This window comes from Chryseobacterium paridis (assembly GCF_016595215.1).
GTDB classification, from domain to species: domain Bacteria; phylum Bacteroidota; class Bacteroidia; order Flavobacteriales; family Weeksellaceae; genus Chryseobacterium; species Chryseobacterium paridis.
This window is the reverse complement of the sequence record NZ_JAENHK010000010.1, coordinates 1,873,419-1,899,729: the sequence shown is the minus strand read 5'-3', so window position 1 is coordinate 1,899,729 and position 26,311 is coordinate 1,873,419. Positions and strand designations below refer to the sequence as shown.

At 33.9% G+C, this 26,311-nt stretch carries 22 protein-coding genes; 14 read left to right on the top strand and 8 right to left on the bottom strand.

Annotated elements, in window-relative coordinates; genetic code table 11:
* Positions 1–60 precede the first annotated feature (60 nt).
* Positions 61–1,035, top strand: coding sequence for a helix-turn-helix transcriptional regulator (locus tag JHL15_RS18035; protein ID WP_200248024.1), 975 nt, complete (start codon positions 61–63; stop codon positions 1,033–1,035).
* Complete coding sequence (locus JHL15_RS18030; protein ID WP_200248022.1) at positions 1,032–2,132, top strand: linear amide C-N hydrolase; 1,101 nt, start codon at positions 1,032–1,034, stop codon at positions 2,130–2,132. The genes JHL15_RS18035 and JHL15_RS18030 overlap by 4 nt, the downstream gene beginning before the upstream one ends.
* Positions 2,133–2,247: 115 nt before the next feature.
* On the opposite strand, the gene JHL15_RS18025 is transcribed toward JHL15_RS18030, so the two are convergent.
* On the bottom strand, positions 2,248–2,745 hold the full coding sequence (locus JHL15_RS18025; protein WP_200248021.1) for a DinB family protein: 498 nt from the start codon (positions 2,743–2,745) through the stop codon (positions 2,248–2,250).
* A gap of 184 nt (positions 2,746–2,929) precedes the next feature.
* Here JHL15_RS18025 and JHL15_RS18020 point away from each other — a divergent pair, with 184 nt between their 5' ends.
* The 5 genes from JHL15_RS18020 (at position 2,930) to JHL15_RS18000 (ending at position 7,382) form a co-directional block, all read left to right on the top strand.
* Complete coding sequence (locus JHL15_RS18020) at positions 2,930–3,511, top strand: hypothetical protein (protein ID WP_200248019.1); 582 nt, start codon at positions 2,930–2,932, stop codon at positions 3,509–3,511.
* A gap of 122 nt (positions 3,512–3,633) precedes the next feature.
* Positions 3,634–4,203: a cob(I)yrinic acid a,c-diamide adenosyltransferase gene (locus tag JHL15_RS18015; RefSeq protein WP_200248018.1), complete on the top strand. Its 570-nt coding sequence runs from the start codon at positions 3,634–3,636 to the stop codon at positions 4,201–4,203.
* Positions 4,193–4,840 (top strand): thiamine diphosphokinase, encoded by a 648-nt coding sequence (locus JHL15_RS18010; RefSeq protein WP_200249206.1) that lies wholly within the window; start codon positions 4,193–4,195, stop codon positions 4,838–4,840. Before JHL15_RS18015 ends, JHL15_RS18010 begins: the two co-directional genes overlap by 11 nt.
* A 147-nt stretch (positions 4,841–4,987) precedes the next feature.
* Entirely contained in the window at positions 4,988–5,860 is an 873-nt protein-coding gene (locus JHL15_RS18005; RefSeq protein ID WP_200248016.1) for a tyrosine-protein phosphatase, read from the top strand.
* A gap of 130 nt (positions 5,861–5,990) precedes the next feature.
* Positions 5,991–7,382, top strand: coding sequence for a type III PLP-dependent enzyme domain-containing protein (locus tag JHL15_RS18000; RefSeq protein WP_200248015.1), 1,392 nt, complete (start codon positions 5,991–5,993; stop codon positions 7,380–7,382).
* Positions 7,383–7,451: 69 nt separating this feature from the next.
* On the opposite strand, the gene JHL15_RS17995 is transcribed toward JHL15_RS18000, so the two are convergent.
* Positions 7,452–8,114 (bottom strand): HAD family hydrolase, encoded by a 663-nt coding sequence (locus JHL15_RS17995; RefSeq protein WP_200248013.1) that lies wholly within the window; start codon positions 8,112–8,114, stop codon positions 7,452–7,454.
* Positions 8,115–8,347: 233 nt separating this feature from the next.
* Here JHL15_RS17995 and speB point away from each other — a divergent pair, with 233 nt between their 5' ends.
* The 3 genes from speB to JHL15_RS17980 all read left to right on the top strand — a co-directional run bounded on the left by speB (position 8,348) and on the right by JHL15_RS17980 (position 11,091).
* Positions 8,348–9,202 (top strand): agmatinase, encoded by an 855-nt coding sequence (speB, locus tag JHL15_RS17990; protein WP_200248011.1) that lies wholly within the window; start codon positions 8,348–8,350, stop codon positions 9,200–9,202.
* 68 nt (positions 9,203–9,270) lie between these two features.
* Entirely contained in the window at positions 9,271–10,110 is an 840-nt protein-coding gene (locus JHL15_RS17985; RefSeq protein WP_200248010.1) for a bifunctional helix-turn-helix domain-containing protein/methylated-DNA--[protein]-cysteine S-methyltransferase, read from the top strand.
* Between the two features lie 372 nt (positions 10,111–10,482).
* Complete coding sequence (locus JHL15_RS17980; RefSeq protein WP_200249205.1) at positions 10,483–11,091, top strand: alpha-ketoglutarate-dependent dioxygenase AlkB family protein; 609 nt, start codon at positions 10,483–10,485, stop codon at positions 11,089–11,091.
* 90 nt (positions 11,092–11,181) lie between these two features.
* Here the strand turns inward: JHL15_RS17980 and JHL15_RS17975 are convergent, their stop codons facing one another.
* The 4 genes from JHL15_RS17975 to JHL15_RS17960 all read right to left on the bottom strand — a co-directional run bounded on the left by JHL15_RS17975 (position 11,182) and on the right by JHL15_RS17960 (position 16,934).
* Positions 11,182–13,041 carry a CocE/NonD family hydrolase gene (locus JHL15_RS17975; protein ID WP_200248008.1) on the bottom strand — a complete coding sequence of 620 codons (1,860 nt, stop codon included), beginning with the start codon at positions 13,039–13,041 and terminating at the stop codon, positions 11,182–11,184.
* A 128-nt stretch (positions 13,042–13,169) separates the two neighbouring features.
* Entirely contained in the window at positions 13,170–15,950 is a 2,781-nt protein-coding gene (locus JHL15_RS17970) for a TonB-dependent receptor (protein ID WP_200248007.1), read from the bottom strand.
* A 75-nt stretch (positions 15,951–16,025) separates the two neighbouring features.
* Positions 16,026–16,445, bottom strand: a complete 420-nt coding sequence (locus tag JHL15_RS17965) for an SH3 domain-containing protein (RefSeq protein WP_200248005.1) — start codon at positions 16,443–16,445, stop codon at positions 16,026–16,028.
* 6 nt (positions 16,446–16,451) lie between these two features.
* Positions 16,452–16,934 carry a BON domain-containing protein gene (locus JHL15_RS17960; protein ID WP_200248004.1) on the bottom strand — a complete coding sequence of 161 codons (483 nt, stop codon included), beginning with the start codon at positions 16,932–16,934 and terminating at the stop codon, positions 16,452–16,454.
* Positions 16,935–17,133: 199 nt separating this feature from the next.
* On the opposite strand from JHL15_RS17960, the gene JHL15_RS17955 reads away from it, so the two are divergent.
* Positions 17,134–18,384, top strand: coding sequence for a dicarboxylate/amino acid:cation symporter (locus JHL15_RS17955; RefSeq protein ID WP_200248002.1), 1,251 nt, complete (start codon positions 17,134–17,136; stop codon positions 18,382–18,384).
* Positions 18,385–18,394: 10 nt separating this feature from the next.
* Entirely contained in the window at positions 18,395–19,123 is a 729-nt protein-coding gene (locus JHL15_RS17950) for a phytanoyl-CoA dioxygenase family protein (protein ID WP_200248001.1), read from the top strand.
* Between the two features lie 149 nt (positions 19,124–19,272).
* Here the strand turns inward: JHL15_RS17950 and JHL15_RS17945 are convergent, their stop codons facing one another.
* Entirely contained in the window at positions 19,273–22,074 is a 2,802-nt protein-coding gene (locus JHL15_RS17945; RefSeq protein WP_200248000.1) for a GH92 family glycosyl hydrolase, read from the bottom strand.
* Between the two features lie 94 nt (positions 22,075–22,168).
* Between JHL15_RS17945 and JHL15_RS17940 the strand changes: the two genes are divergently transcribed.
* Entirely contained in the window at positions 22,169–24,511 is a 2,343-nt protein-coding gene (locus JHL15_RS17940; RefSeq protein WP_200247997.1) for a TonB-dependent receptor family protein, read from the top strand.
* Between the two features lie 38 nt (positions 24,512–24,549).
* Here the strand turns inward: JHL15_RS17940 and JHL15_RS17935 are convergent, their stop codons facing one another.
* The gene (locus JHL15_RS17935) at positions 24,550–25,011 is read right to left on the bottom strand and encodes a hypothetical protein (protein WP_200247996.1); all 462 of its coding nucleotides are present in this window, start codon (positions 25,009–25,011) and stop codon (positions 24,550–24,552) included.
* A 158-nt stretch (positions 25,012–25,169) separates the two neighbouring features.
* Here JHL15_RS17935 and JHL15_RS17930 point away from each other — a divergent pair, with 158 nt between their 5' ends.
* Positions 25,170–26,279, top strand: a complete 1,110-nt coding sequence (locus tag JHL15_RS17930; protein WP_089027444.1) for an Mrp/NBP35 family ATP-binding protein — start codon at positions 25,170–25,172, stop codon at positions 26,277–26,279.
* Positions 26,280–26,311 lie beyond the last annotated feature (32 nt).

Below are 26,311 nucleotides of genomic sequence, written 5' to 3'. Positions count from 1 at the left end.
AAAATTGTTGTTTACTTTTATCTGGAATTCTTATCAAAATTTCAAGAATGATCGGATACAATGAATGACCATTATCTAAAGAAGCTCGATAGAGTAACAGCAATTCTTACCCAATTACAGTCCAGACCACTGGTAAGAGCTCAGGATCTGGCTGAAAAATTTGAAGTAAGCATCAGAACTATTTATCGTGATGTGAAAACATTGGAGAATGCCGGAATCCCTATTTTAGGTGAAGCGGGAAGCGGTTATTCTTTAATGGATGGTTATAAGCTTCCACCAATAATGTTTACCAAGGAGGAAGTTTTAAGTTTTATCACCGCTGAAAAGCTCATGCAAAGATATTCGCATCAGAGTTTGGGATCCCATTATCAGACCGCAATGGAAAAAGTGCGTTCGGTTTTGAAAAATTCTGATAAGAATTTAATTCAAACGGTCGAAAAGCAGGTTGATATCTTTAATTATCATGCGCCAACCACCGATAGTATTAAAAACATAATTCCTACTATTCTTGAGAGCATTGCAGAAAAGACTCAGCTATCAATAGAATACAAGAGTATTGATTCTAAGGTTTCTAATAGAATGATTGAAGCCGTGGGGGTTTTTCTGGAGTTTAATTACTGGTACATTATGGCTTTTTGTACATTAAGAAAAGATTTCAGACAATTCAGGGTTGATCGTATTTTGCAGGTTGCCAAGACCCATAATCCTTTTTCGCAGGAATATGGCGGGATTAATGACTATCGTAGAAATTCGAAAAATGAGGTCACAAAAGTGAAATTATTGGTAGAAAAGAAAATAATGAATCACCTGGCCAATGCAAAAAAATATTATGGATTAATAGAAGAAGTAGAAACAGATGAAGGGATGTTATTAACTTTTGAAACCGAATGGATTAAGGATGGTTTTCCACGATGGCTGATTACATTTGCCGATTATGCTGTGATTTTGGAGCCTGAAATACTTAAAGTGAGACTCAGAGATCTTATTAATGATATCTCTGAAAGATATAAAGACATTCAAACGAAAAGATTATGAAATTTTTATTTTCACGCTGTTTACTTTTGTTTACCATTACATATGGTACATTGGCTTCTGCCTGTTCAGCATTTTTATTAAAAGGAAATGATTATTGTGTAGTAGGTTTCAATGAAAACTGGAAAACGATGCCGGGAATGATCGTTGTGAACAAACGTGGTGTCACCAAAAGGAATATCAGTTGGGAGAATCTTACGACAAACAATTTGGATGCAGCGAACAAATGGAATTCTCAATATGGTTCCGTTACCTTCAATCTTCTTGGGTACGATTTTCCATGTTATGGAGTCAATGAAAAAGGTCTTTTTTTGGTTGAGCTTTCCCTGGATGAAACCACAAAAGTATATAATCCGAAACAGCCCAATATGTTTTGGGCACAATGGATACAATATCAATTAGACAATTACAAATCTGTAAAGGAGGTCGTAGATCATTTGAATGAAGGACCTAATATAGATTGGTGGCCGAGTGCAGGAGGAAGTCATTTTTTTCTGAGTGATGCCAAAGGGAATACAGCCAATATTGCATTGCTGAATGGGAAATATAGAGTAATCGGAGGTAAAGATATGCCGATGCCTCTTTTGTGCAATAACCAATATAAAAAGGATTTTGATAATATTCAGAAATTCGATTTTTTAGGAGGGAAGGAAAAGTTTGACCTTACTCAGCAAAATAAATGGGAGGACCGATATAACAAGGCTTATTACATGCTGAATAATTACAAGTATGATAAAAAGCCTGTTGATTATGCCTGGAACATTCTTAATTCTGTATATGCAGGAGAGTGGCAGACGGTAATCAACGTGAAGAGTATGAATCTCTATTTTCGATCAGATCTGAAGAAAGAAATTAAAACCATTGATCTTAATAAACTTGATTTTTCTAAACAGGCATCCGTGAAGTTTTTGGATATTCATACGGATGAATTGGGTAGTGTAAATGATAATTTTCAGACCCTAACTTTACAGAAAAATAATGAGTATGTGGAAAAAGGATTTCCTATCGGATATGACAATAAGGAATTCGGAACTTCAGAAAGTTTTTCTAAGCTTAAAGACAATATTGTTCAGTTTTTTAAAAATATTTTACCAGACTAAATAAAAACAAAACTTTCAGAGATTGCTCTGAAAGTTTTTTATTGGCAAATGACTGAAGAATTGGTCGCCTTATGCTGAATAAGCATTTTTAGTTTTAGCAAAGGCATTAATGGTGCTAAAATCTCTCCCAAAAAAAAGGGGGCTCAATTCCTAAAGATCGTAAATAAACATAACCTTGTCCACGGTGGTGAATTTCGTTATCGATGAAATACAGGATGTTCTGATAAACCGGAAATTCATACTGACCGAATAAATTAAAATTTTCCTGCATACGTTCTTCAGAAATCTGATTGAAATAATGATTGATCACTTCAGTTTCTTCATCCCATTTTTTTAGAATATCTTCTTTTGTGGTAGGATTAAAGCCTTCCTCGTTGTAAGCATCCATATTTTTTTCAGTGATTCCTTTTAAAGCAGGTCCTGCAATGCTGATTAATTCTACTGCTAATTTTGCAAATGGTCTCATTCCTGCAACAGAAAATTCGAATAGTTCTTTTTCAGGGAAAGCATCGATAACTCGTCTTGTCAGATTTCTGTGTCCCTGCCAGTGTTCTAATAATTGTGCTGAAGACATAAATTGCTTTGTTGCCGGGGTTGTTGCTGTAGTTGTCATAATATTTTTGTTTTTAGTTTGTTATTGTTGATACAAAGATAAGAGCGAGTTATGACAACAGTTTGTCAGTAGGATTTTGTAGATTGAAAAATATTTATTTTTATTTCAAAATATCATTCAATTTTTTCCGTTTATAAAAGAGAAGTATCGTTCAAAACGGATCATTATTCATAATTTCAGAGAAATGAAGAAGTCAATTTTAATCGTTACAAGTGCCTTATCATTACTAGCTTGTAATAAAATCAATGAGAAAATAGATCAGACTGTTCAGGAAACTACCGAAACAGTAAAACAAAAAACTCAGGCAGCCGTAGAAGAAAGAGTAAAAAAGACGGTGAATGAATCTATAAAATCGCTTACCAATTCCGAAGATATTCAGTTCAATCAGGTTTTTCCTAATTCAGGAGGGTTTATTTCTGCTGAAAGTGGAAAAAAGTTTGTGTTTCCTAATGGAACAAAAGGATACATTTTTAAATATAAGGCAGATAAGGCAGAGCTGATCCCTTTTTTGGAAAGTCAGCCTACTACCGACGAAGCTCGTTCTGATAAAAAAGCGCGTAAAGTAGATGGACAGAACATTGTTGACAAAATAAGTTTTATAGAAAAATTTCTTCCTGAAAATACCATTGATCAAAGTATACTAGACGATATAAAAAATGACGAAAGTATTGAATATTATAAATTGAAGAGATTTCCCAATAACAGTACGATCATTTATAATTCTAAAAACAGGACGGTGCTGCAATATGTAGAAGTAAATAAATAATTTGTGAGTGGTCGGTTTTTATCGGCCATTTTTTATGGAATCAACACCACCTTTTAAAAGATCTAAAGAAAACAAAACTTCAAAGTCTTGTAGAGATAATTTTAAAAAAGTAATTTAGTACTATGAAAATTTATACTAAAACAGGAGATAAAGGACAAACTGCTCTTTATGGTGGAAACAGAGTTTCAAAAGCCAGCGCAAGAGTAGAAAGTTATGGAAATATTGATGAATTGAACTCTTTCATTGGCATTGCAAAAAGCCATATTGAGGATAGTGAAGTTTTACATCAACTAAAGAAAATTCAGTTTGATCTATTTACAGTTGGTTCTGAAGCTGCAACACCCGTTGATAAATTAATGCTTGCTAACGGAAAATCCCGTCTTCCTCTAATCATTTCTGAAACTGAAATCGAAGAGCTTGAGCAGTGGATGGATAATTTTGATACAGAATTGGAACCGCTTCAGTACTTTATACTTCCTGGTGGAGGTAGAGCTGCTACTTTTTTACATGCTGCGAGAACTATTTGCAGAAGAGCAGAACGTTCTTTAGTGTTTTTAAACGAAGCAGAAGAAGTACGTCCTGAACTGATCAAATACCTCAACAGGCTTTCAGATTATCTTTTTGTTTTGGCACGTTATGTTTCAAAACTAAATAATGAACCGGAAGAATATTGGAATCCGAATGAAAGATAAAGCACTTCTTTTCATCAACGGAGATCCTCCGAAATCTTTTCCAACTTTACATGATTATGGTTTAATTGCCTGTACTGATGGAGCCTTTCATTATTTAAAAAGATTAGGCTTTCCTTTGGATCAATTAGACTTTATTTCCGGTGATTTTGATTCGCATACAGGATCTGATGAAAATGTATATCAGGAAAAATTCATTCTTACCTTAGATCAGGATAAAACAGATTTTCATAAGGCTCTTGAAATTATTTTGGAGAGAGGATTTCACACGATAGATGTTTTCGGTGCAAGTGGAGGAGAGCAGGATCATTTCCTGGGAAATCTTACGGTTGCTTATTCTTTTAAAGACCGACTGAATCTTAAATTTTATGATGAATTTTCAGAATATTATTTTATACCTAAAAGCTTTAAAGTAAATCAGGTTAAAAATAAAATGATTTCTCTTTATCCATTTCCTTCTGTAGAAAATATTACTACGAAAGGATTGAACTGGCCTTTAACAAATGGAAGTTTAAATATTACTTCAAGAATAGGAACCCGAAATTTTGCAATCGAAGATGAAGTTTCTATTGAATATGAATCCGGAGATTTATTATTTTTTGCAGGGCTTGAAGAAATAGAATATCCATCAATATATTAAAAAGCTGAACGAAGTTCATACGATTAATAGGAACGGGCTTTAGCCCGTTTATAATTTATAATAGGTTCCAACCGGCTTTAGCCAAAACCTAGGCATTAAATAATCTCCAAAAACTTTTGTACCTTTTGTGGACAAACTTTTATCATATTGAAAAAACTACTCAAAATATCCTTTCTAGTCATCATATCACTATGTGTTTTCTCCTGTAAAACACAAAGTTTCACGGTACCTGAATATGGTAAAAACGAAACGGAAAAATTACATATAAAGAAGGTGCATAATTTCAGAACGGTAGGAGATATTAAAAATGCTGATGGAAAAACATTGCGGAAGGGAGTATTTTACAGAAGTGGACATCTTAATAATCTTAAGAGAAAATCCTTTGATAAATTTCAACGATTAGGAATTAAAGAGGTTATTGACCTTAGAAACGAAAGAGAAATTACCGCAAATCCGGATCACCTTCCCGAAAACCTTATGTATAAAAAATATTCCGCTTTTGAAGATCAGGGAGACCAGTTATCACAAGCTAAAAAATTAGTTTTAAAAGGAAAGGTAAATGCTAATGATGCCGATAAAAGGATGATTGATTTTTATCGCGAGTATGTGACGGAAAATCCGGAAACCATAAAAAAGATCATCACAGAAATTTTAGATTCAGACCAGCCTGTTTTATATCATTGTACTGCCGGTAAAGACAGGACAGGAATTATTACAGCCCTTATTCTGAGCATACTGAAATTTGATAAAGCCACAATTTACAATGATTACCTGTTATCAAATAATTTTAGACAAAAGCTCGTGATGAAGAGGCTTCGCCTTGCTCATAATTTACATTTTCTATATCCTAAAATGGATGTGAAGGTATTAGAAAAATTAAGTTGGATAGAAAGTGATTATCTGGATGCGGCATTTAATGAAATTGATAATAAATATGGTTCTATTGATGTTTATATTCAAAAGGTATTGGGAATATCTGAGGATAAAAGAGAATCCTATATTCGTAAGTTTACGTATTGATAAATGAGGAGATTGCCGTTCCGGTTTTGATGAGAGGCTTTCATAAAGATGCACGAAAATTATAATAATTTTAACATCAAAAAATCAAACTTTTTTAGCAATTTTGCATTCTTAATTCACTTGTTAAAAAATGAAAATAAAATACTCGGAACTTATTGATCAGACATTATATTTTCCAACGGAAGAATTTAATGTTTCTGAGAACAATTTGTTGTTTCACGATATTCCATTAATGGATGTTGTTGAAAAGTTTGGAACACCTTTAAAGGTTAGTTACCTCCCGAAGATTTCTCAAAATATTCAAAAAGCAAAAGGCTGGTTCAAAGAGGCTTTTGAGAAAATCGAATATAAGAAAAATTACAGATACTGCTACTGTACGAAATCCAGTCATTTCAATTTTGTGATAGAAGAAGCTTTGAAGAACGATATTTCAATCGAAACATCTTCAGCTTATGATATGGACATTGTAAGATCTCTTTACAAAAAAGGGAAAGTAGATAAAAATATTGAGGTGATCTGTAATGGATTTAAAACCGATGATTATCTGGCGAAAATTTCAGAAATGATCAATAATGGTTTTGAAAATATTACTCCGATTCTGGATAACTACAGAGAGCTTGATAAGCTTACAGAGAGCATAGACAGTACTTTTGATATTGGTATCAGAATCGCTTCCGAGGAAGAACCTAAATTCGAATTTTATACCTCAAGATTGGGGATCGGATATAAAGACATTATTCCTTATTATAGTCAGAAAATTGCCGAGCACCCGAATGCACGATTGAAGATGCTTCACTTTTTCATCAATACAGGGATAAAAGATACAGCCTACTATTGGAACGAATTATATAAATGTCTTCGTGTATATGCACGTTTGAAAAAAATTGCTCCGGAAGTTGATTCATTGAATATCGGTGGTGGTTTTCCTATTAAGACTTCTTTAAACTTCGATTACGATTATCAATATATGGTTGAAGAGATCGTTTCCCAGATTAAGAAATTCTGTGAAGAAGAAGGAGTTGAAGAACCTAATATTTACACTGAGTTTGGAAGTTTCACTGTTGGTGAAAGTGGGGCCAATTTATATAAAATTATCTCTCAAAAACGTCAGAATGACAGAGAAAAGTGGAATATGATCGATTCATCGTTCATGACTACACTTCCTGATACCTGGGCGATCTCAAGACACTTTATCATGCTTCCATTGAACAGATGGGAAGATACTTATGAAAGAGTTTTCCTTGGAGGATTAACATGCGATTCAGATGATTATTACAACTCTGAGCAACATACCAATGCAATCTATTTACCTGTTTTCAGTGATACGAAGCCTCTTTATATTGGTTTCTTCCACACCGGAGCTTACCAGGAGACCATCGGGGGTTACGGAGGAGTGCATCATTGTTTAATGCCTCAGCCAAGACATATCTTGATTCAGAAAGATGAAAATGGAGAATTCCAATACGAAATATTTCGTGAAAGACAAGAGCCAGAAGATGTTCTTAAGCTTTTAGGGTATTAAAATAATATCGACTGTCATTTTTATATGAGACCATATAAATAAAAAAGGTTCTCAATTGAGAATCTTTTTTTATTTAAAATAATTTGAAATTTTATCTAATTCCAGTTCAGTGTAATCTGAAACAGTAATATTGGCTAAAGTGTAATCCTGATTAAACGAATGTTCACTTTTATAAGCCGCACAAAAGATCTCTGCATTATGAGCTGCTAAAATTCCATTAGTCGAGTCTTCAATTACCATGCAGTTCTGTTTAGGCACATTAGCCTTTTCCGCAGCTAAAAGAAAAACTTCAGGATGAGGTTTTGATTCCTTAAGCTCAGCGCCACTCACTTTTCCATTAAAATATTTCTCTAGTTCAAACTTTTCAAAAACCATATTAATGGTAACCATACTTGCAGATGATGCTACAATTAATTGGATTTGATTTTCATAATAATGGTTAATGAGTTTTCTTACTCCCGGTATCAGATCGAAATCGGGATCATGATAAAAATAATCCTTAAAATAATTCCTTTTTATATCGATAAGTTCCTGATAATTATAATTGAGTCCGTATGTCTGAATTAATATTTCACAAACTTTTTTGGTGGAATATCCGGTGAATGAAGTGTAAAGGTCTTCGGAAACTTCAATTTTAAGATCTTCAAACATTTTGAAATAAGCTTTTCTGTGCAGCGGTTCTGTATCTACAATCACCCCATCCATATCGAAAAGCACTGCTTTTAAGGACATATTTTTTGTTTGTGCAAAGGTAATCAATTTTAGGTAGAAGGTGAGAGTAGCCATTTGAAAGTTAGGAGTTGAAAATTTAGATTTGAAAGTTGAAAGTTTGAAATGTGTTTTTATCTTCTGATACCTGATCCTTCTTTCAAAAACTTCCAGCCTCTTGCTTCCGACTTCCAACTTCTTTGTATCTTTGCCACAAGTATTACATTTTATAAATCATTTAATTTTTAAATAAAAGCATGAAAACATACGCGGGAATTCCTGAAGAAAATGCATCATTAGAAAACTCAAAAGTAATGTTGGTAACTGTTCCTTACGATGGAACTTCTACATGGGGAAAAGGAGCTGATAAAGGTCCTGAATTATTCCTTAATGCCTCTGAAAATATGGAGCTTTATGATATTGAAACAGGAACTGAACCTTATTTGGATGGTGTTTATCTTGCTGGAGAAGTTTCAGAAGATTCTACACCGGAAGCAATGACAGAAGCTGTTTATCAAAAAACAAAAGAGCTTTTACAAAATGATGGTAAATTATTTACACTTTTTGGAGGTGAGCACTCTGTTTCTATTGGTTCTATTCGTGCAGTTGGAGAAAAATATGAGAATTTAACAGTATTACAATTAGATGCTCATACCGATCTACGTCCTGAATTCCATGGTTCTACCTCTAATCATGCGTGTGCAGTGTATGAAGCTAGCCAGAAACATAATCTGGTTCAGGTGGGAATCCGTTCAATGGATATTGAGGAATATCAATATTTACCGGAGGGACAAGTGTTTTTTGCGCATGAGATTGCAGTAAATGAAAACTGGATCAATGATGTATTGGAAAAGGTATCCGGAAATGTGTATATTACTATTGATCTTGATGCTTTTGATCCTTCCATCTGTCCTTCTACAGGAACTCCGGAACCAGGAGGATTACAATGGTATCCAACATTAGAATTACTAAGAAAGGTATTTGAAAAATGTAATGTAGTTGCTTTTGATATTGTAGAATTAATGGATTCTCCAATGGCTAAGCCAAGTGCTTTTCTTGCAGCTAAATTATACTATAAAATGTTAGCTTATTATCACATCAGCCAAGATTAGAATTCCACAAGAATCGGATTTTTTCTGCGGAATTTTCTTTGGAAATTTGTGAGATAAAATACAAAGATATGTCTACACAAAGTCAAATAGATTATAACAGAATTGCGAAAGCGATCGAGTATATTCAAAGCAATTTTAAACTTCAGCCAAGCTTGGAAGAAGTTGCAGAAAAAATACATTTGAGTCCTACCCATTTTCAGAAGATTTTTACAGATTGGGCAGGAACAAGTCCGAAAAAGTTTTTACAGTTCATTAGTCTTGAACATGCTAAAAACTTGTTGAAAGAAGAAAAATTAAGCGTATTTGATACAGCTTATGAGACAGGATTTTCCAGTACAAGCAGACTTCATGATCTGTTTGTAAAAATAGAGGGAATGTCTCCAGCAGAATATAAAAATGGCGGAAAAAGTCTGGCTATCAATTACAGCTTTTCAGAAAGTCCTTTTGGAAATATCATTGTAGCTTCCACTGAGAAAGGGATTTGCCATTTGGCTTTCGAAAACGATAAAGAAACAGCATTAGGGAATTTGAAAATTCAGTTTCCTAATGCTTCTTTTTTTGAAAGACAAGATGAACTTCAGAAAAATGCCTTATCTATTTTTGATAAAGACTGGAATAGTCTAAATACTATAAAACTTCACCTAAAAGGAACAGACTTTCAACTTAAAGTCTGGGAGAGTCTTCTTACCATTCCATTGGGGAAATTATCTACTTATGGCAATCTTGCTCAAAAAATTGGTAATGCCAAAGCTTCCAGAGCTGTAGGAACTGCAATAGGAAGTAATCCTGTAGCATTTCTCATTCCATGTCATCGTGTGATTCAGTCTTCCGGAAATATGGGCGGCTATCGTTGGGGAAGTGAAAGAAAGCAACTGATTATTGGTTGGGAAGGCTCGCAAATTTATTAACAAAATGAATTTGGTAATTGAGATTCTAAAAATCTAAGATTTTTATCTTTAGTGGGATTTATGCTTTCAATCTTATTAAATTTAAAAGTAGCTGAAAGTATGAAAGCTTTTGTGACTTTTTCCCACAGATTTCTCAGATTTGCACAGATTATTTGTAGCTATTTTTTAGGATTGGACTTTAAATTATCATTGGGAAAAATCTCAGATTTTTACAGAACTTATGTGTGCTTTTTATGCATCATGATGTAACTTAAGATACTAAAGTGTTAAAAACTTTTGTGACTTTTGTGGTTTAAAATTAGAAAACCCTTTTAGTTTTCAACTTTGTACAAATATTTTTTATTAAAAACATTCATTTAAAAAATTAATATGATGAATCTGTTTGAAGAAATATCAGATTTTCCGATCAATATCCTTCCCGGTGATGGAATCGTTAATTATTATGGCGCAATTTTTTCCCAGAAAGAATCAGATTTTTATTATGATTATTTATTCAATCAGATTCCATGGGAAAACGATGAAGCGATCATTTATGGTAAATTAATTGTAACCAAGAGAAAAGTAGCGTGGTTTGGAGAAAAAGCATTCGAATACACGTATTCCAACAGAACAAAGTATGCGAAACTATGGACTCCTGAGCTATTGGAATTAAAGCAAAAATGCGAAGAAGTTTCTGGAGAAACCTATAATTCATGTCTTCTTAATTTGTATCATGACGGAAGTGAAGGTATGGCCTATCACAGTGATAGTGAAAAAGATCTGAAAAAGCATGGAGCAATTGCTTCCGTAACTTTTGGAGCAGAAAGAAAATTTCTGTTTAAGCACAAAGTGACCAAAGAGAAAGTAGAGATCTTTTTAGAAAAAGGGAGTTTATTGGTAATGAAAGGAACAACCCAGGATAATTGGCTTCACCGGCTTCCTCCAACAACTAAAGTAAAAACTCCGAGAGTCAATTTGACATTTAGAACTATAGAGGAATAAAAAAAAGTGGCTGAGATTTTCAGAGCCACTTTTTTTGTAAATAAATTTATGAAAACATGGTGATTGAGGTTCTCGAAATCACCAGTTTATCTATTTTATAACATCCGCTTCAATTGCACTATCGTTATAGATTTTAATAAAAGCTTTCGTGTAATCTTCTTTCGTTGCCATATTCGGGTTATCCATAAATTTCTGTGGATTTACAGAGAAAAGAGGGAACCACGTACTGCTGATCTGAATTTGGATTTTATGTCCTTTTTTAAAGGTATGAACCACATCCTGTAGTCTAAAGTTAACTGCTGTTTTCTGATTAGGAACTAAAGCTTCAGCTTTCTCTCTTGAATTTCTAAACCTTGCAGGCATTATCTCGCTTCTTACCATCTGATGGTAATTGTTATAAATTACACCACCTTTTTTCTCTGCAGGTTTAAAATCTTCAGGATATACATCAATTAATTTTACTGCAAAATCAGCGTCTGTAGATGTTGATGCAATATTTAATTTTGCCATAATTTCACCGGCAAACGCCATATCTTCTGTTAAAACATCAGTTGTAAAAGTAACTACATCAGGTCGCCCTTCTGCGAATCGCTGATCCTCCGACATATAATTTCTTGGTGTAAAACCATTGAAATCTTTCAGGCTGGAAGAACTTAATACTGGATTATTTGGATCGCTGTAATATTCTGAGAAACCCTGGTCTGAAACATTCTTCAATGTTCCGTTTGCAAGATAAAAATTTACTTTTTTAGCCTCTTTTGGTGGATAAGTTGCAAATTCTTTCCATTGCTTTGCTCCTGTATCATACATTGTTGCTTCAGGAAGACCTGCATCCTGTTTGGTATTTCCTTTTAGATAATGGTTGAAAAATTTAGTTTCAATATTTTTCTGATAGTAGGTTGCAATACTATCTCCGAAATAGATCTCATTATGGAAATGTTTTCCCTGTTCCTGAGACCATCCACCATGAGAGAAAGGTCCCATAACAATTGTATTTTTTGCTTTTGGGCTTGTCTTTTCAATAGTTTTATAAATATTAAGCGGACCGGATAAATCTTCTGCGTCGAACCATCCACCTACTGTCATTACAGCATGGTTTACATTTTTAAGATGAGGTAGAAGACTTCTTTTCTGCCAGTAATCATCATAGTTAGGATGATTCATTATTTCCGTCATAAAGAAGTTGTTTTTATAATATTTGTCGTAACCATCTTTTACAGTTCCCATGTCTCTATAAAACTTTAAACCATCTTCAGATGTAGGCTTTATAAAAGAATCCATATACCAGGCTTGTTTTTCAGCTTTGGTTTTCTGTACTCCAAACACGGGGAATGTTCTGAAATAACCAAGCATAAATTTTCCGTTGTGAAGAAAATCATCATTCCAGAAATCTGAAATAGGAGCCTGAGGTGATGAAGCAACCAAAGCGGGATGATCAGCAAGTATTCCTACTGCTGTATAAAAACCAGGATATGAAGTTCCGAATTGCCCTACCTTTCCATTGTTATTTTTAACGTTTTTCAATAGCCATTCTATCGTGTCATAGGTATCTGTACTTTCATCTACATCTTTTTTTGTTTTGCGTTCTACCTGTGGTGTCATATTGGTGAATGTACCTTCACTCATATATCTTCCACGTACATCCTGATATACAAAAATGTATTTGTCCTGCATCAGGTATTGATTAGGACCAACCTTTACCTTATATTCATTTTCACCATAAGGTGCAATGCTGTAACAGGTTCTCTGCATTAAGAATGGATATTTGTTCTTATTCGAAATGTCTTTGGGAATGTATACTGCTGTAAAAAGCTTAACACCATCACGCATAGGAATGTAAAATTCCTGTTTTGTAAAATTATCTTTCACAAAAGTGTCCTTTTGTGTTGCATTTTGGGCGTTCCCAAGAATAAAAAAGAAAATAAACAAAATTGAAATATGGATCTTCATAAATAAAATTTGGAGCTAATTTAAAAATAAAAACGCGTTTATGGTGATAAATATTACTAATCAAGGGCGATTAATAAAAAAAAATGACCGGAATCTATCCGGTCATTTTAAATTTATTTTCTAAAAAGCTATTTAGCCTGTACTTTTTTTCCTGCAAATTTGTTGAGTTTCATACTCAAAGAAAACATCACATAGCGTTTCAGAATAAGATCATCGCGATCCTCGAAATAAGAATTGGTGATTGTTCTTCTTACACTTTGATTTTGATTAAGTACGTCATATACTTTAACCTTTGCTGTAAGCTGTTTGTTAAAAAAAGAATATCCTAGACTGGCATTCCAGAAATAGAAATCTCTTTTAAACCCGGGAGCAATATTAGAGCTCGTATTATATTCGAAGTCATTTCCTATCACCAGATTACTTTTGAAAACATAATTAGTCAGCTGCAGTTTTAATGCCTGATTGGTCGTTTCAACTCTTTCAATACTGTAATTGGTATAATTGGAAAAGTTATATCCGATCGAATAGGAAGGTTTTATGGTGAACTTGTCTTTAACTTCATAGGTAAGATTTAAGCCGGGATTGATACTATAAGATCCGCTACTGAACTGCTGCCCATTGATAAATCCTCTGTTATAGCCATAGTTCATATTGAATCGTGGACTGATGATAAATTTCTTGTCTTTCCATTTGAAGTTTTTACTGAAACCACCTCCTGCATTAATACTTTTATTTCCACTTACATTGGCATATGTAACAAACTGTTTTCCGGAATTATCGTAATAAGAATAATTGGTAACATCATTATTGCCATAAGTAAAGCCTATGTTTACATAATAACTAATATCCTTTACCATATTGAAATTATTGAAATATAGATAGGTTCTGTTTGTCCAAGTGTTTTTTAGATCCGGATTTCCCTGATAAGTAATTAGTGGATTTGAAAGATCTTCATAAGGGGTCAGCTGTTGTGCTCCCGGAATATTAAAATCTGCATAATTGTATAAACTCAACCTTTTATTTTGAGAAAACTCATATTGTAGATTGATATTATAATTGGGAAGAACAAAGTTTTTTTGGAGATCATACTGTTTGCCGTTAAATACAGAACCTACTTTCATATCAGAGATTTGTAAAGTAGCAGATGACCAGATGTTGATTTTCTTTTTGTTAAGTTCAAAATTCAATTCAGGAGAAATCTGGTTGATTCTTTGATCCATACTGTTGGAGAGAACGGTGTTGTATTTAGAATAGTCTCCTGTATTGATATCGAAATCATTAACGTTTCTCAGATTTTTTGAAAATTTTGAGTCATAATTTACACTCAGACTGATGTTGATGGAATCAGAAATTGGCTCAGTATATCCAACACTGAAATTATAATTATTATTTTGGGTTTTATTTTTTGCAAGCTGATTTCTATTATCAGTGGTGTCGATAGTACCATTGTTTTTATAGAAAGTATTCTGTGATTTATTCAGATCATCATTTTTAGACTCAGAGATTGAGCTGTTCATATTTGTATAAACAACACGACCTTTCTTCTTGAATTTTTTGGTAAAGTAGATGTTGGGATTAAATGAATTGCTCTCAGAGTTGGTGCTCATATAAGAATCGCTTTCATTAAGCAGGGTGTTATTCTTTAAAGTGGATGATTTTGAATTATTAAAACTAAAGCCTTCTGATCTTGAAAATGAAGGAGAGATATAAATACTCGTTAAAGAATCCAATTTGATGTTTGCAGCAGTATCAAAATTGTATTGTTTCGTTTCGCTTTCGCCATTACTTTCAGAGTTGGTTTTTAGCGTATAGTCTGGTAATAAAGTCGTTCTTGAAACTTTAGATCGTGTTTCCAAATTGTTATCAGAATGCATCACGCTAAAAGTATCAAGATCCGCATCTTTCCCAAATTTATCACTGTAATTCATTCCAATCGTCGTCGACCTCTGAATACCTTTGGTATTATTTCCTCCTGATGAATAATAAGTATTTCCACCACTTGTCGTTACACTTCCTCCCTGCATCATCCATGAGTTTCTTCCATTTCCCATGCTATCAAAAACCTCATCATTAGAAAACCCCTGAGAATTGATATTATTAGAGGAGGCTAAAAGACTGATTTTCGTATCTTTTTTAAAATAACTAATCAATCCACTTCCTTCATATCTTTTATCAGAACCATAACCCAGGGTTAATCTTGAGATGAGCCCTTTATTTTTCTTTTCATCGATCGTAAAATTTATTGTGGTATTTTTTGACTTTGCTGTTTTTCCGCTCAGTTCCTCTTCTTTGGTCTTTGTCGTTGTAAATTGGATATTTTTTATAATATCGGCCGGAAGGTTTTGTAAAGCGATTTTGCCATCTTTATCAAAGAAAGGTTTTCCGTTAATCATAATCTGATCTACATCTTTACCATTTACTGTAATTTTTCCCTCGTTGCTGATCTCAACACCTGGAATTTGTTTAAGTAGTTCTTCGATTTTACTATCAGGACGCACTTTGATCGATGCTGCATTGAATTCGATGGTGTCTTTCTTGATTTTAACAGGAGAAACAGTAAGCTTTATTTCTTCAATATTAAAAACGGAATTTTTCTCTAATTCTATGGAGCCTAAAGATAGAGATTGATCAATTTTTTCGAAATTTTTAGAGTATGATGTAAGTTTGTCAGCATCGATCTTTAGAACAGTTGGTTCATTAATCTCATCTGCTTTTAAAGAAAATTTACCCTCTTTATTTGTGGGTGTATAATTTATTATAGAAGAGTCTTTTTGTTTGAGAAGATAAACGGTCGCATTTTCTACAGGTTTCTTTTCAAAATTCATCACTTTACCATCGATGGCAAGTTTTTGACCATTCAGGATCGCGATATTGATTAAAATTATCAATACCAACAATATTTTCTTCATCTTATATTTTTTCAGCTCAAAAGTAAAAAAAATCCCTGAAAGAAATTTCAGGGATTCAATATTTATTATAATGAATTAAGCTCTCAAATATCTTGAATAAGCATATCCTTCTTGTCCATCAGCAGTTTTTACTTTCCACCAATCATCTGAAGTTTGTTCAATTAAAGTTACAGAAGATCCTTTTGAAGCTTTACCTACTACAGCAGCTTCAGTAGAAGGCTCTTGTCTGATGTTTAAGTTTGAATCCTCAGTAGCTACTGTAAGTGATGCTCCTGAAGCAAGACCTGCAACCTGCACATCAACATTGATGTCTGAAGCTGAATAAGTAGAATCAATAGTTCCTAAAGCATTCCAAACTGCATCTTTTGCTGCAGTATTAGCAGCAGCTCCTGAAATATATAAAATTCCATCCTGCTCCTGAACCTGAAGATTTGAAATTCCTGCAGACTGAGCTGCTGAAATTACTCCTGAATATTTATCTTGTAATGTACTCATTTTAAATTATTTTACAGTATAGTTATAATTTACTTTTCCAGCTTTTAAAGCATCTACAGACTGCTTGATTTTTCTAGCTTGTTCTTTAGATACATTTCCTGTAAGGGTTAATTCGCCGTTTACAACCTCAACTTTTACAGAAGGGAAATCTTTAACAGCGTCCTGAACTTTTTTCTGCACAGCCGGATCTACTGCAGAAGTAGTCGCAACCGGAGCCGGAGCTTCAGCAATAGTTGACATATCCATTACATCTTTTACTCCGTTTACAGCTTTAAGTTGCTTGATCATTGCATCTTTAGAAGCCTGATCTGGGAATGTTCCGCTTAAATGTGCTACACCATCTTTTACTTCAACAGAAGCACTTGGGTTAGATGTTACAATTGTAGTTGCTTGAGTCTGAAGATCAGCATCAGAAACTTTCTTTTTACAAGAAATAGCTCCGAAAGATACTGCCAGAGCAAGGGCAGCCATTGCGATTGTTTTTTTCATAGTTGTATATTTAATTAATGTATTGATACTATAAATGTAACAATAAAATTTATACCAAATGATTAAAAATTGACTAAATGTTTCTTAATTTTTTTACAAAGTTTTTAAAATCAATATTTTAGTTTTAGCAATGTTCGAATTTAATAAGTGCGGATACACAATTTAAAAACTATTATATTTGCGAAGTTGAATTATTTATATGAAAGGACAAAATAAGCTGTTTATAGCAATTATTATTGCATTGATCTTGGGTGTAGGAATTGGAGGAGTTGTTCACGTGCAGTATCCAGAGAGTGCAGAACCTTTTTCTAAAAATATTAAATTACTAGGAACTATTTTCATTAGACTTGTTCAAATGATTATTGCTCCATTGGTATTTACCACATTAGTAGTTGGTATTGCTAAAATGAGTGATATCAAAATGATCGGGAGAGTTGGAACAAAGGCGATGTTGTGGTTTATTTCTGCATCCTTGATGTCTCTTTTCATTGGATTAATGTTAGTGAACTGGCTTGAACCAGGACATGTAACCAAGCTGCCTATTCAAGATGCTGCTTCTGCAGAAGAACTTTTGAAGAGTAGTAAAGGATTTTCTCTTGAAGATTTCGTAAAACACGTAATTCCTAAAAGTTTATTTGAAGCTTTTGCAACGAATGAGGTTCTTCAGATCGTTGTATTCTCAATTATGTTTGGGGTTGCATTAGCTAATTTAGGTGAAGAATATTCAAAGCCGGTTGTCAAACTATTTGATATCGTAGCTCATGCTATTTTAAAAATGGTAGGATATATCATGTGGTTTGCACCATTCGGAGTACTTGGTGCTATTGCAGCGGTGGTCGCAACCAATGGTTTTGAGATCTTTAAAGTATATGCAGTTTATCTTAGAGACTTCTTCTTTGCCTTAGCCGTTCTTTGGCTGGTTCTTTTATTAGCAGGTTATCTTATTTTAGGAAACCGTCTTTTTGAATTATTGAGAAGAATTAAAGCTCCTTTATTAATTGCTTTTTCAACTACAAGTTCTGAGGCTGTATTTCCAAAATTAGTTGAGGAACTGGAAGCTTTTGGATGTAACAGCAGAGTAGTATCCTTCATTTTACCACTAGGATATTCATTCAACCTGGATGGAAGTATGATGTATATGACTTTTGCTTCAATCTTTATTGCTCAGATCTACGGTATTGAAATGACATTGGGACAGCAGATCACAATGCTTTTGGTTTTAATGCTTACATCAAAAGGAATTGCCGGAGTACCAAGAGCCTCTTTGGTAATTATTGTAGCAACCTGTTCAATGTTTGGAATTCCACCAGAAGGTATTGCCTTAATTTTACCTATTGACCATTTCTGTGATATGGGAAGAAGTATGACCAATGTTTTAGGAAATGCTTTAGCTACTTCAGCTGTTTCTAAGTGGGAAGGACAATTGGAAGATCCTGTGGTTAAGGCGTAAACAAGTTCTGATGAGAACATATAACTTGGAGAGCCATCAAAATGAGGTTCTGGAAAAAGGTTTTACTATAATTAATGCTGTTTTTTCTGAGAAAGAGATTGAAGGTATAATCCATACTATTGAAAATATTGATACTTCAAAAGATACTTTCAGGAAGTCTGAAGATTTGTTTGCGATAAGACAGTTTTTAAAAGAAGCTCCTGAGTCAGTAGATTCTATTTTCATTGATCGTATTAAGGAAATCATAAAAGATATTTTTGGTGAAAAATACTTTGTAGTGAAAAGTATTTATTTTGATAAACCAGAGAAATCCAATTGGTATGTAGCTTATCACCAGGATCTGACGATTTCTGTAGATAAAAAAGTGGATTTACCTGATTTCGGACCCTGGACTACAAAGCAAAATCAATTTGCCGTGCAACCACCATTAGATGTACTTGAAAATATTTATACACTTAGAATTCATTTGGATCATACTGATGAAGAGAATGGAGCCCTAAAAGTAATTTCAAATTCCCATGCTAAAGGAATCTACAGACCGGAAACAATTGATTGGACAATAGAAAAAGAAGAGATTTGTAAAGTGGAAAGAGGAGGAGTTATGATTATGAAACCCCTGCTTCTTCACGGTTCAAATAGAACAACTAACGGAAAGAAAAGACGCGTGATTCATATTGAATTCTCGGATATAGAGCTTCCTGAAGAGTTACAGTGGTCTGAAAGAATGCATATAATGTAATGAGTGTCATTCAGAACGAAGTGAAGAATCTGATTTTTAAAATAATAAGAATCATAAAAATAACAAGGAAATTTCTCCTGTTGTCGAAATTACAAAAATAAAAGCATCCTTCAATTTGAAGGATGCTTTTATTTTAAACTAAGGAAAAACTACTTTGCAGAAATCTCATCGACAAAAATATAAGAATCTCCACCGGCACCCTGATGCCATTCCGGAAGTTTTCCAAAGTGATATGCTTTTACTTTGATGTAGCGGGTTTCCGTAGGTAAAATATCAGCTTCAAAATCTTTGATCTGAACTTTTTCATCTTTTGGATCAACCGTATTGTCAACCGTTTTCAGTAGTATGAAATCTTTACCATTCATAGAGGCGTAGTATTCTACTTTTTTAGGCATTAAGACCCACGCCCGGCTGTCCTGAAGATAGGTAGAAGATAACTTTGTAAATTGTTGAGGAGATTTAAAATCCAGAACGGCCTCAAAAGTCTGGCCTTGATAGCCCTGCCATTCTCCTTTTCTCCAATTTATATCTCCATTAATTCCATCAATAAGAGCAAGTTTTCCACCTGCCATATATTGTGGATTTACTTTTGAATTTATTGTAATATCCCAATGGTTGGGTCTTCTGTTGAAATTTGCGGTAGTAACAGAACTTTTTATTCCCTTTCTTTCAGCGTATGCAGAAATCTGAGTGGTCTTATTGATTGTAAAAGGTCCTTTATAAGCTGTGAAGGCTTTCCTTGCATTTTTATCATTGTCATCCAAAGTCATATAATAAACTTTGTCTTTTTCATTGAGTGGAGTGATTTCTACTTTTGTAGAGAAATCAAAAAGCCTGTCCGCAGCAATTACAGGTGCAGCAGTTTGTTCAATATAGTTAAATTCTTTTGCAGGCTTAACGTTTTCAAACCCTAACTTCTTAAGCTCATCTTTGCTTGTAGCTTTTGTGATTGTTTTGGTTGTTCCATCTTCCAAATGAATTTTAACTTCATCAAAATAAGGAGTTACCGTTTCCCATTCAGGCTTCCCCGGAGTTACAGAATAGATACCCAGAGAGCTTAAAACATACCAGGCACTCATTTGCCCACAATCTTCATTTCCAATCAATCCGTCTGGAGCATTTTTGTAGAAATGATCAAGGATATACTTTATTTTTTCTTCAGTTTTTTGTGGCTTGTCGACAAAATTATACAAATAGGCAATGTGGTGGCTTGGTTCATTTCCCTGCGCGTATTGTCCTATAAGACCAGTGATGTCTACCTGCTCCCTTCCTGTTGTTGTATTAGGTGCCGAGAAAATTGCATCAATAAACTGCTCAAACTTTTCTTTACCACCATGAGCCTGAATTAAGCCTGGAATATCCTGGGGAACAAAATAAGAATAATGCCACGAGTTTCCTTCTGTATAATTGTTGTTAACCTCTCTTGGTTCAAAAGGCTCATACCAGTTTCCGTTTTTTCTGGCCTGCATAAAACCATTTTTCGGATTATACAGATTTTTCCAGTTTTGAGAGCGTTTCATGAAATATTGGTACTCTTCTTTTTTGTTTAAAATTTTAGCCATTTGTGCTATACACCAATCGTCATAAGCATATTCCAATGTTTTCGAAACACTTTCATGTTCATCATCAATACTGATATAGTTGTTTTGTTTATAGGCATTCAGTCCAAAAATATCCTGCATCGCTGAATTTTTAGAAGCTTCATATGCCTTTTCGTAATCAAAGCCTGTAATTCCTTTTGCCATTGCATCGGCAATTACGGAAACCGAATGATAACCAATCATACATTCTGTTTCATTGGAAGCCAATTCCCAAACCGGAAGTTTTCCACCCTGCTCGTATTGTTTAATAAATGTATTGATAAAATCAGTTGTTCTTTTTCTGTCGAGTAGTGTCATTAAAGGATGAGCAGCTCTGAAAGTATCCCAGAGTGAAAAGACAGAATAATAATCAAATCCTTTTGCTGTATACAATTTGTTATCCCGCCCTCTGTATTTTCCGTCAACATCCATATTGATATTAGGTTGAGTGAACACATGATACATAGCAGTATAGAAAATACTAAGTTTGTTTTTATCATCGGATTTTACTTCAATTTTTGACAACTCTTTATTCCAATCACCATCCGCTTGCTTTCTTATCATTTCAAAATTATTGGACTGACCTTCAGCGATCATATTTTTTTCTACTCCCTCATAACCTGTAGGAGAAATTGCAACCTTCACATTTATTTTTTCTCCCTTTTTTACGGAAGTTGAAAATGCCAGCGCTAATTTTGTTCCCGTATAAAGACGATCTTCCTGCTTTCCGTTAGTTTCCTTTTTTGAAATTTTCATAGGTTTTGAAAACTCAATTCTCGCATAGATATATTGATTTGTTGCCCAGGCTTCACTTCTTCTGAAAACTTCAATGGTTTTATCATCAATGATCTTTACTTCACCTTCAAGCAACTTGTCCCTATGATTTAAATCTAAAATAATATTGGCATTGCCACCATTATTAAAAGTGTATTCATGATATCCAACTCTCTTTGTTGTTGTCAGACGGACATCAATATTATTCTTATCCAATTTTACAGCATAGAATCCTGCTGTTGCTTTTTCATTTTTATGAGAAAATTTTGAAGAGTAATCCTGGTTATTAAGGCTAGGATTTCCCAGGGTTGGCATCAGCATAATATCTCCATAATCTGAAACGCCTGTCCCATTAAGATGGGTATGAGAGAAACCATAAATTACTGAATCGGAATAATGATAACCGCTACAGCCATCCCAGCTGCCATCCACTCTTGTATCGGGTGATAACTGTACCATTCCAAAAGGAACAATAGCGCCCGGAAAAGTATGTCCATGACCTCCGGTTCCTATAAAAGGATTCACATACTGAGAGAAGTTTTGGGAATATATAATTTGGGTGACAAGTAGTGAGAATAATGCTAAGCTTTTTTTCATATCATAATTTTATACAGGCGAATATATTGAAAAACTATAGAATGAGAGGTAATAAATGAGGGGGTTGTATTGTCTTATTAAAAACTATTATTATATGAAGAAAACATTACTTTCACTGATTATGCTATTTCCGGTTCTTGCTTTATCACAGAACATATCAGGGAAAATAAGTCAGAATGGGAATATCGTTTCAGAGATAGAAATTGTTGCAATCAAAGATCAGAAAAAGCAGGCTACGGTCTCGGATGAAAAAGGGAACTATTCTTTGAAACTTTTTGAGAATGGCAATTACAGAATCAAATTTATTCAGGATGGAGAAGAAATATGGGCTACAAACCTTGATGTAAATGGGAATGTGAAGCAAGACTTTTTCATTGAGAAAAAACGTGAGAAACAAATTGAAGAAGTTACTCTCACTAAAAAGAAAAAATTAATTGAAAGGAAGGCTGATAGACTTGTTTTCAATGTTTCTAATTCTGTTGCATCACAAGGAATGGATGGTACGGAAGCACTGACAACAACTCCTCTTGTAAAAGTAGATGAAAATTCAGGAGTGTCAATTGTAGGAAAAAGCGGAGTTGCCGTAATGATCAATGAGAGAATACTGAACCTTTCAGGAAGCGAATTGGTGAACTACCTTAGAAGCTTAAGATCCGAAAATATAGAAAAAATAGAAGTGATTACTACTCCTCCTGCAAAATATGAAGCTCAGGGGAATAGTGGTCTTATCAATATTGTTCTGAAAAAAAATCTAAACCTTGGATGGAGTGGAAGTCTTACGACAAGTCTTCAGCAACAAACTTATACCGGATATTCAAATAACGTCACAGTTAATTATCAGAATGAAAAGCTTCGTTCTTCATTGAAGTTGAGACATTATGATTACGAAAAACATTCTTATGAAAATTATAGAATAGAAGGAGCAGATGGTCTTAAAAGTTCAGATGACAGAAGAGATTTCGGAAATGGATTGGGAGCTAATTTAAGTGTTGATTATCTGTTTAATGATAAATCCAATGCCGGGTTTATCTATGATTATGGTTTTGCACATTCCAATATGGATATTGTAAACACTTCAGACTACTTCCAGAACGGCAATTATACCAATACTTTATCCACCAATGCTGAACATAGGGGAAAGAGCAAGCAGCAAACAATAAGCGCTTATTATGATCTTAAATTTGGTAAAAAAGATAATAAACTAAGTATCACAGGAAATTATTTTTCCAATGTTCCAGATTCTAATATTGATTTTACTACAATCGGAAATTCAGGAACCCCTTCAGTGGTAAAGACTCCTTCGGTGGTTGATTATAAAATATATTCAGGACAGGCTGATCTTACTTTACCTTATGAGTTTGCAAAAACTGAGATGGGAGTAAAATTCACGAATTTTGATAATAATTCTGATATATCGTATCAAAACCTGATCAATGGTGTGTATATTATCGATCCTGCCAAAAGTAATGTTTTTGAGTATAACGAAAAAAATTATGCTGCTTATGTCAGTTTTGAAAAATCATTCAACGAAAAGTGGTCAGCCAAAGCAGGACTTAGATATGAGTATTCTACCGTGAACGGGAACTCTGTTACATCTGGCCAGCAGACAGAAAATTCATATGGAAAATTTTTCCCAACTGCTTATATTTCCTATAAAGCCAATGATAATAATACATTTAATATCAACTACTCCAAGAGAATTAATAGACCCGGATTTAGGGCGATCAATCCTTACAGATGGTACATCAATATCAATTCTTACTTTACAGGAAATCCTCTCTTAACACCTTCTGTTAATCATAATTTTGAACTTTCGTATGTATATAAAGGGAAGTTATCTGTATCCTCTTATTTTCAGAGAACCGTGGATGCATTTGACCAGCTGGTGAACCTTGAGGGAGAAAACAGGATCAGTACGTTTGCCAATTTTTATAATCAAAACAGTATGGGATTTTCACTGAATTATTCAGATACTTTCTTTAAAGCCTGGGAAGCTAATTATTCAGCGGATCTTTCTTACATGGAAACTAAAGTTTTTTTAACTGATGCCGCATCGAGAAAAGGGAATAGCTATGATTTTAATTTACAGAACAATGTGTCACTTAATAAAAGTAAGACCATTCAGTTGATTTTTAATTACTGGTTCCGCCTACCGTCAAACTCTGGAAATGTTTATATGGAATATGCCGGGAATTTTACCTCAGGACTTAAGCTAAGTTTAATGGAGAAAAAATTACAAATGAATCTTATTGTATCAGATATATTCAAGCAGTCAAGAAGCCGGGGACAGATTTACTATACAACGGGTACTCATTTTTATAATAACTATTATGATGCAAGAAGACTTACACTTTCTGCGACTTATACTTTTGGAAATAAAAAAGTGAAAGGAACAGATCGTGATGTGAAATTTGATGAAAAAAACAGAGCTAACTGATACAGTTATTAATGTCTTTGTTTACAAAGTCAATATTTTTATACTTCTCCTTCAAAAAAGGATTGTAAATAATCCTCTTTATCACTTTCTTCCTTCAATGATCCAAGATACCTTTTCCAAGCCTGGGATTCATAATATACAATTCCCATTTCCCATACGCAGTAGGTTGGGAGATGGGTTTTATTTCTGTCCCAGATTTCAAATTTTCCTGAGCCGTCATAATACACACTTTCCCATAATTCATTTTCACTTCTCCATGTACATACCAGGAGTAGATAATTTTCACCACAACGGTGAAGAATGACAAAACCCAAATCATCAATATCCTGAAATTTTTCCTCTGCATTTTCTATACATGCTTTAGCATCGATGATGTCTTTAGAAGAGACATTTTCGAGATTATCTGCCAGATTATACCATTTGAAATTTGTTTTTCCAACTTTAAAAACACCCTGTGAATAGGCAAATTTAGATGGATATGGAGCTAGTTTTGTGTTCATTTTTCTATGGTTGAGTTTTTTGTTTTTTGTATTTCAAGGCTAAAAAAATTACATAAGCTATTTTTAGTCATGCGATTTATCACCTTGAGTTATAGATTTTATTCATTCTAAATTATAGAAAAAATCCGTAAATTTGTAGACAATTTTATAGCAATTTTATGTTGACGAAAGAAAAGGTTCAAGATTTCCTTAAAGAAATAGAAGTAGATGATTTAGTAAGTAATCTTCAGATTGTAGGGAATGATGTATATATAGACATGACAGCTCACTCACCGGCTATGCATGAAAAGAAAAAATTAGAAGCTGCGATGAAGCAGGCTTTTGCCAGTGAGTTCGGAGAAGAAGTTCATTTAAAACTTAAAATTGTTTCTCCAGAGCCAAGCGAAATTCAGCAAAGCCAGATCAAAGGAAAACAAATTTCAGGAATTCAAAATATTATTGCAATTGCTTCCGGAAAAGGAGGAGTAGGTAAATCTACTGTTTCAGCAAATATGGCTGTTACTTTAGCTAAAATGGGCTTTAAGGTGGGTTTACTAGATGCTGATATTTATGGACCATCTGTTCCTACCATGTTTGATACTGAAGGACAGAAGCCTATTTCTGTAGAAGTAAATGGAAAAAACCTGATGAAGCCTGTAGAGAACTATGGTGTGAAAATGCTTTCAATAGGCTATTTCTCAGGAGCTAACCAGGCCGTAGTTTGGAGAGGTCCGATGGCTTCAAAAGCACTTAATCAAATGATCAGAGATGCTGACTGGGGAGAACTGGACTTTTTATTAATTGATTTACCTCCGGGAACAGGTGATATTCACTTGTCAATTATTCAAGAAGTACCTGTAACGGGTGCTGTAATTGTAAGTACACCTCAGCATGTTGCTTTGGCAGATGTAAGAAAAGGAATTGCAATGTTCCAGATGGAAAGCATCAATATTCCGGTTCTTGGATTAATCGAAAATATGGCGTATTTTACACCAGAAGAATTACCTGACAATAAATATTATATCTTTGGAAACCAAGGAGCACAATATTTAGCTGATGATCTGGGAATTCCTGTACTGGGAGAAATTCCGTTGATCCAGAGTATCAGAGAGGCGGGAGATGTTGGAAGACCAGCAGCACTACAGGAAAATTCTAAAATTGCAGATATTTATACTGAGACAGCACGTAAAATGGTAGAAAGTCTTGTAGAAAGAAATAAAAGCCTTCCACCTACTGAAGCTGTAAAAATTACAACAATGGCCGGATGCTCACCAAAGGCAAAAAAATAATATTTCAAATTAAATTTTGAAACAACCGAATT

Excerpts from the sequence above, each read along its gene's own strand:
- JHL15_RS18035 (WP_200248024.1), top strand. The coding sequence starts at position 61 with ATGAATGACCATTATCTAAAGAAGCTCGATAGAGTAACAGCAATTCTT.
- JHL15_RS18030 (WP_200248022.1), top strand. The coding sequence starts at position 1,032 with ATGAAATTTTTATTTTCACGCTGTTTACTTTTGTTTACCATTACATAT.
- JHL15_RS18025 (WP_200248021.1), bottom strand. The coding sequence starts at position 2,745 with ATGACAACTACAGCAACAACCCCGGCAACAAAGCAATTTATGTCTTCA.
- JHL15_RS18020 (WP_200248019.1), top strand. The coding sequence starts at position 2,930 with ATGAAGAAGTCAATTTTAATCGTTACAAGTGCCTTATCATTACTAGCT.
- JHL15_RS18015 (WP_200248018.1), top strand. The coding sequence starts at position 3,634 with ATGAAAATTTATACTAAAACAGGAGATAAAGGACAAACTGCTCTTTAT.
- JHL15_RS18010 (WP_200249206.1), top strand. The coding sequence starts at position 4,193 with ATGAAAGATAAAGCACTTCTTTTCATCAACGGAGATCCTCCGAAATCT.
- JHL15_RS18000 (WP_200248015.1), top strand. The coding sequence starts at position 5,991 with ATGAAAATAAAATACTCGGAACTTATTGATCAGACATTATATTTTCCA.
- JHL15_RS17995 (WP_200248013.1), bottom strand. The coding sequence starts at position 8,114 with ATGTCCTTAAAAGCAGTGCTTTTCGATATGGATGGGGTGATTGTAGAT.
- speB (WP_200248011.1), top strand. The coding sequence starts at position 8,348 with ATGAAAACATACGCGGGAATTCCTGAAGAAAATGCATCATTAGAAAAC.
- JHL15_RS17985 (WP_200248010.1), top strand. The coding sequence starts at position 9,271 with ATGTCTACACAAAGTCAAATAGATTATAACAGAATTGCGAAAGCGATC.
- JHL15_RS17980 (WP_200249205.1), top strand. The coding sequence starts at position 10,483 with ATGAATCTGTTTGAAGAAATATCAGATTTTCCGATCAATATCCTTCCC.
- JHL15_RS17975 (WP_200248008.1), bottom strand. The coding sequence starts at position 13,041 with ATGAAGATCCATATTTCAATTTTGTTTATTTTCTTTTTTATTCTTGGG.
- JHL15_RS17970 (WP_200248007.1), bottom strand. The coding sequence starts at position 15,950 with ATGAAGAAAATATTGTTGGTATTGATAATTTTAATCAATATCGCGATC.
- JHL15_RS17965 (WP_200248005.1), bottom strand. The coding sequence starts at position 16,445 with ATGAGTACATTACAAGATAAATATTCAGGAGTAATTTCAGCAGCTCAG.
- JHL15_RS17960 (WP_200248004.1), bottom strand. The coding sequence starts at position 16,934 with ATGAAAAAAACAATCGCAATGGCTGCCCTTGCTCTGGCAGTATCTTTC.
- JHL15_RS17955 (WP_200248002.1), top strand. The coding sequence starts at position 17,134 with ATGAAAGGACAAAATAAGCTGTTTATAGCAATTATTATTGCATTGATC.
- JHL15_RS17950 (WP_200248001.1), top strand. The coding sequence starts at position 18,395 with ATGAGAACATATAACTTGGAGAGCCATCAAAATGAGGTTCTGGAAAAA.
- JHL15_RS17945 (WP_200248000.1), bottom strand. The coding sequence starts at position 22,074 with ATGAAAAAAAGCTTAGCATTATTCTCACTACTTGTCACCCAAATTATA.
- JHL15_RS17940 (WP_200247997.1), top strand. The coding sequence starts at position 22,169 with ATGAAGAAAACATTACTTTCACTGATTATGCTATTTCCGGTTCTTGCT.
- JHL15_RS17935 (WP_200247996.1), bottom strand. The coding sequence starts at position 25,011 with ATGAACACAAAACTAGCTCCATATCCATCTAAATTTGCCTATTCACAG.
- JHL15_RS17930 (WP_089027444.1), top strand. The coding sequence starts at position 25,170 with ATGTTGACGAAAGAAAAGGTTCAAGATTTCCTTAAAGAAATAGAAGTA.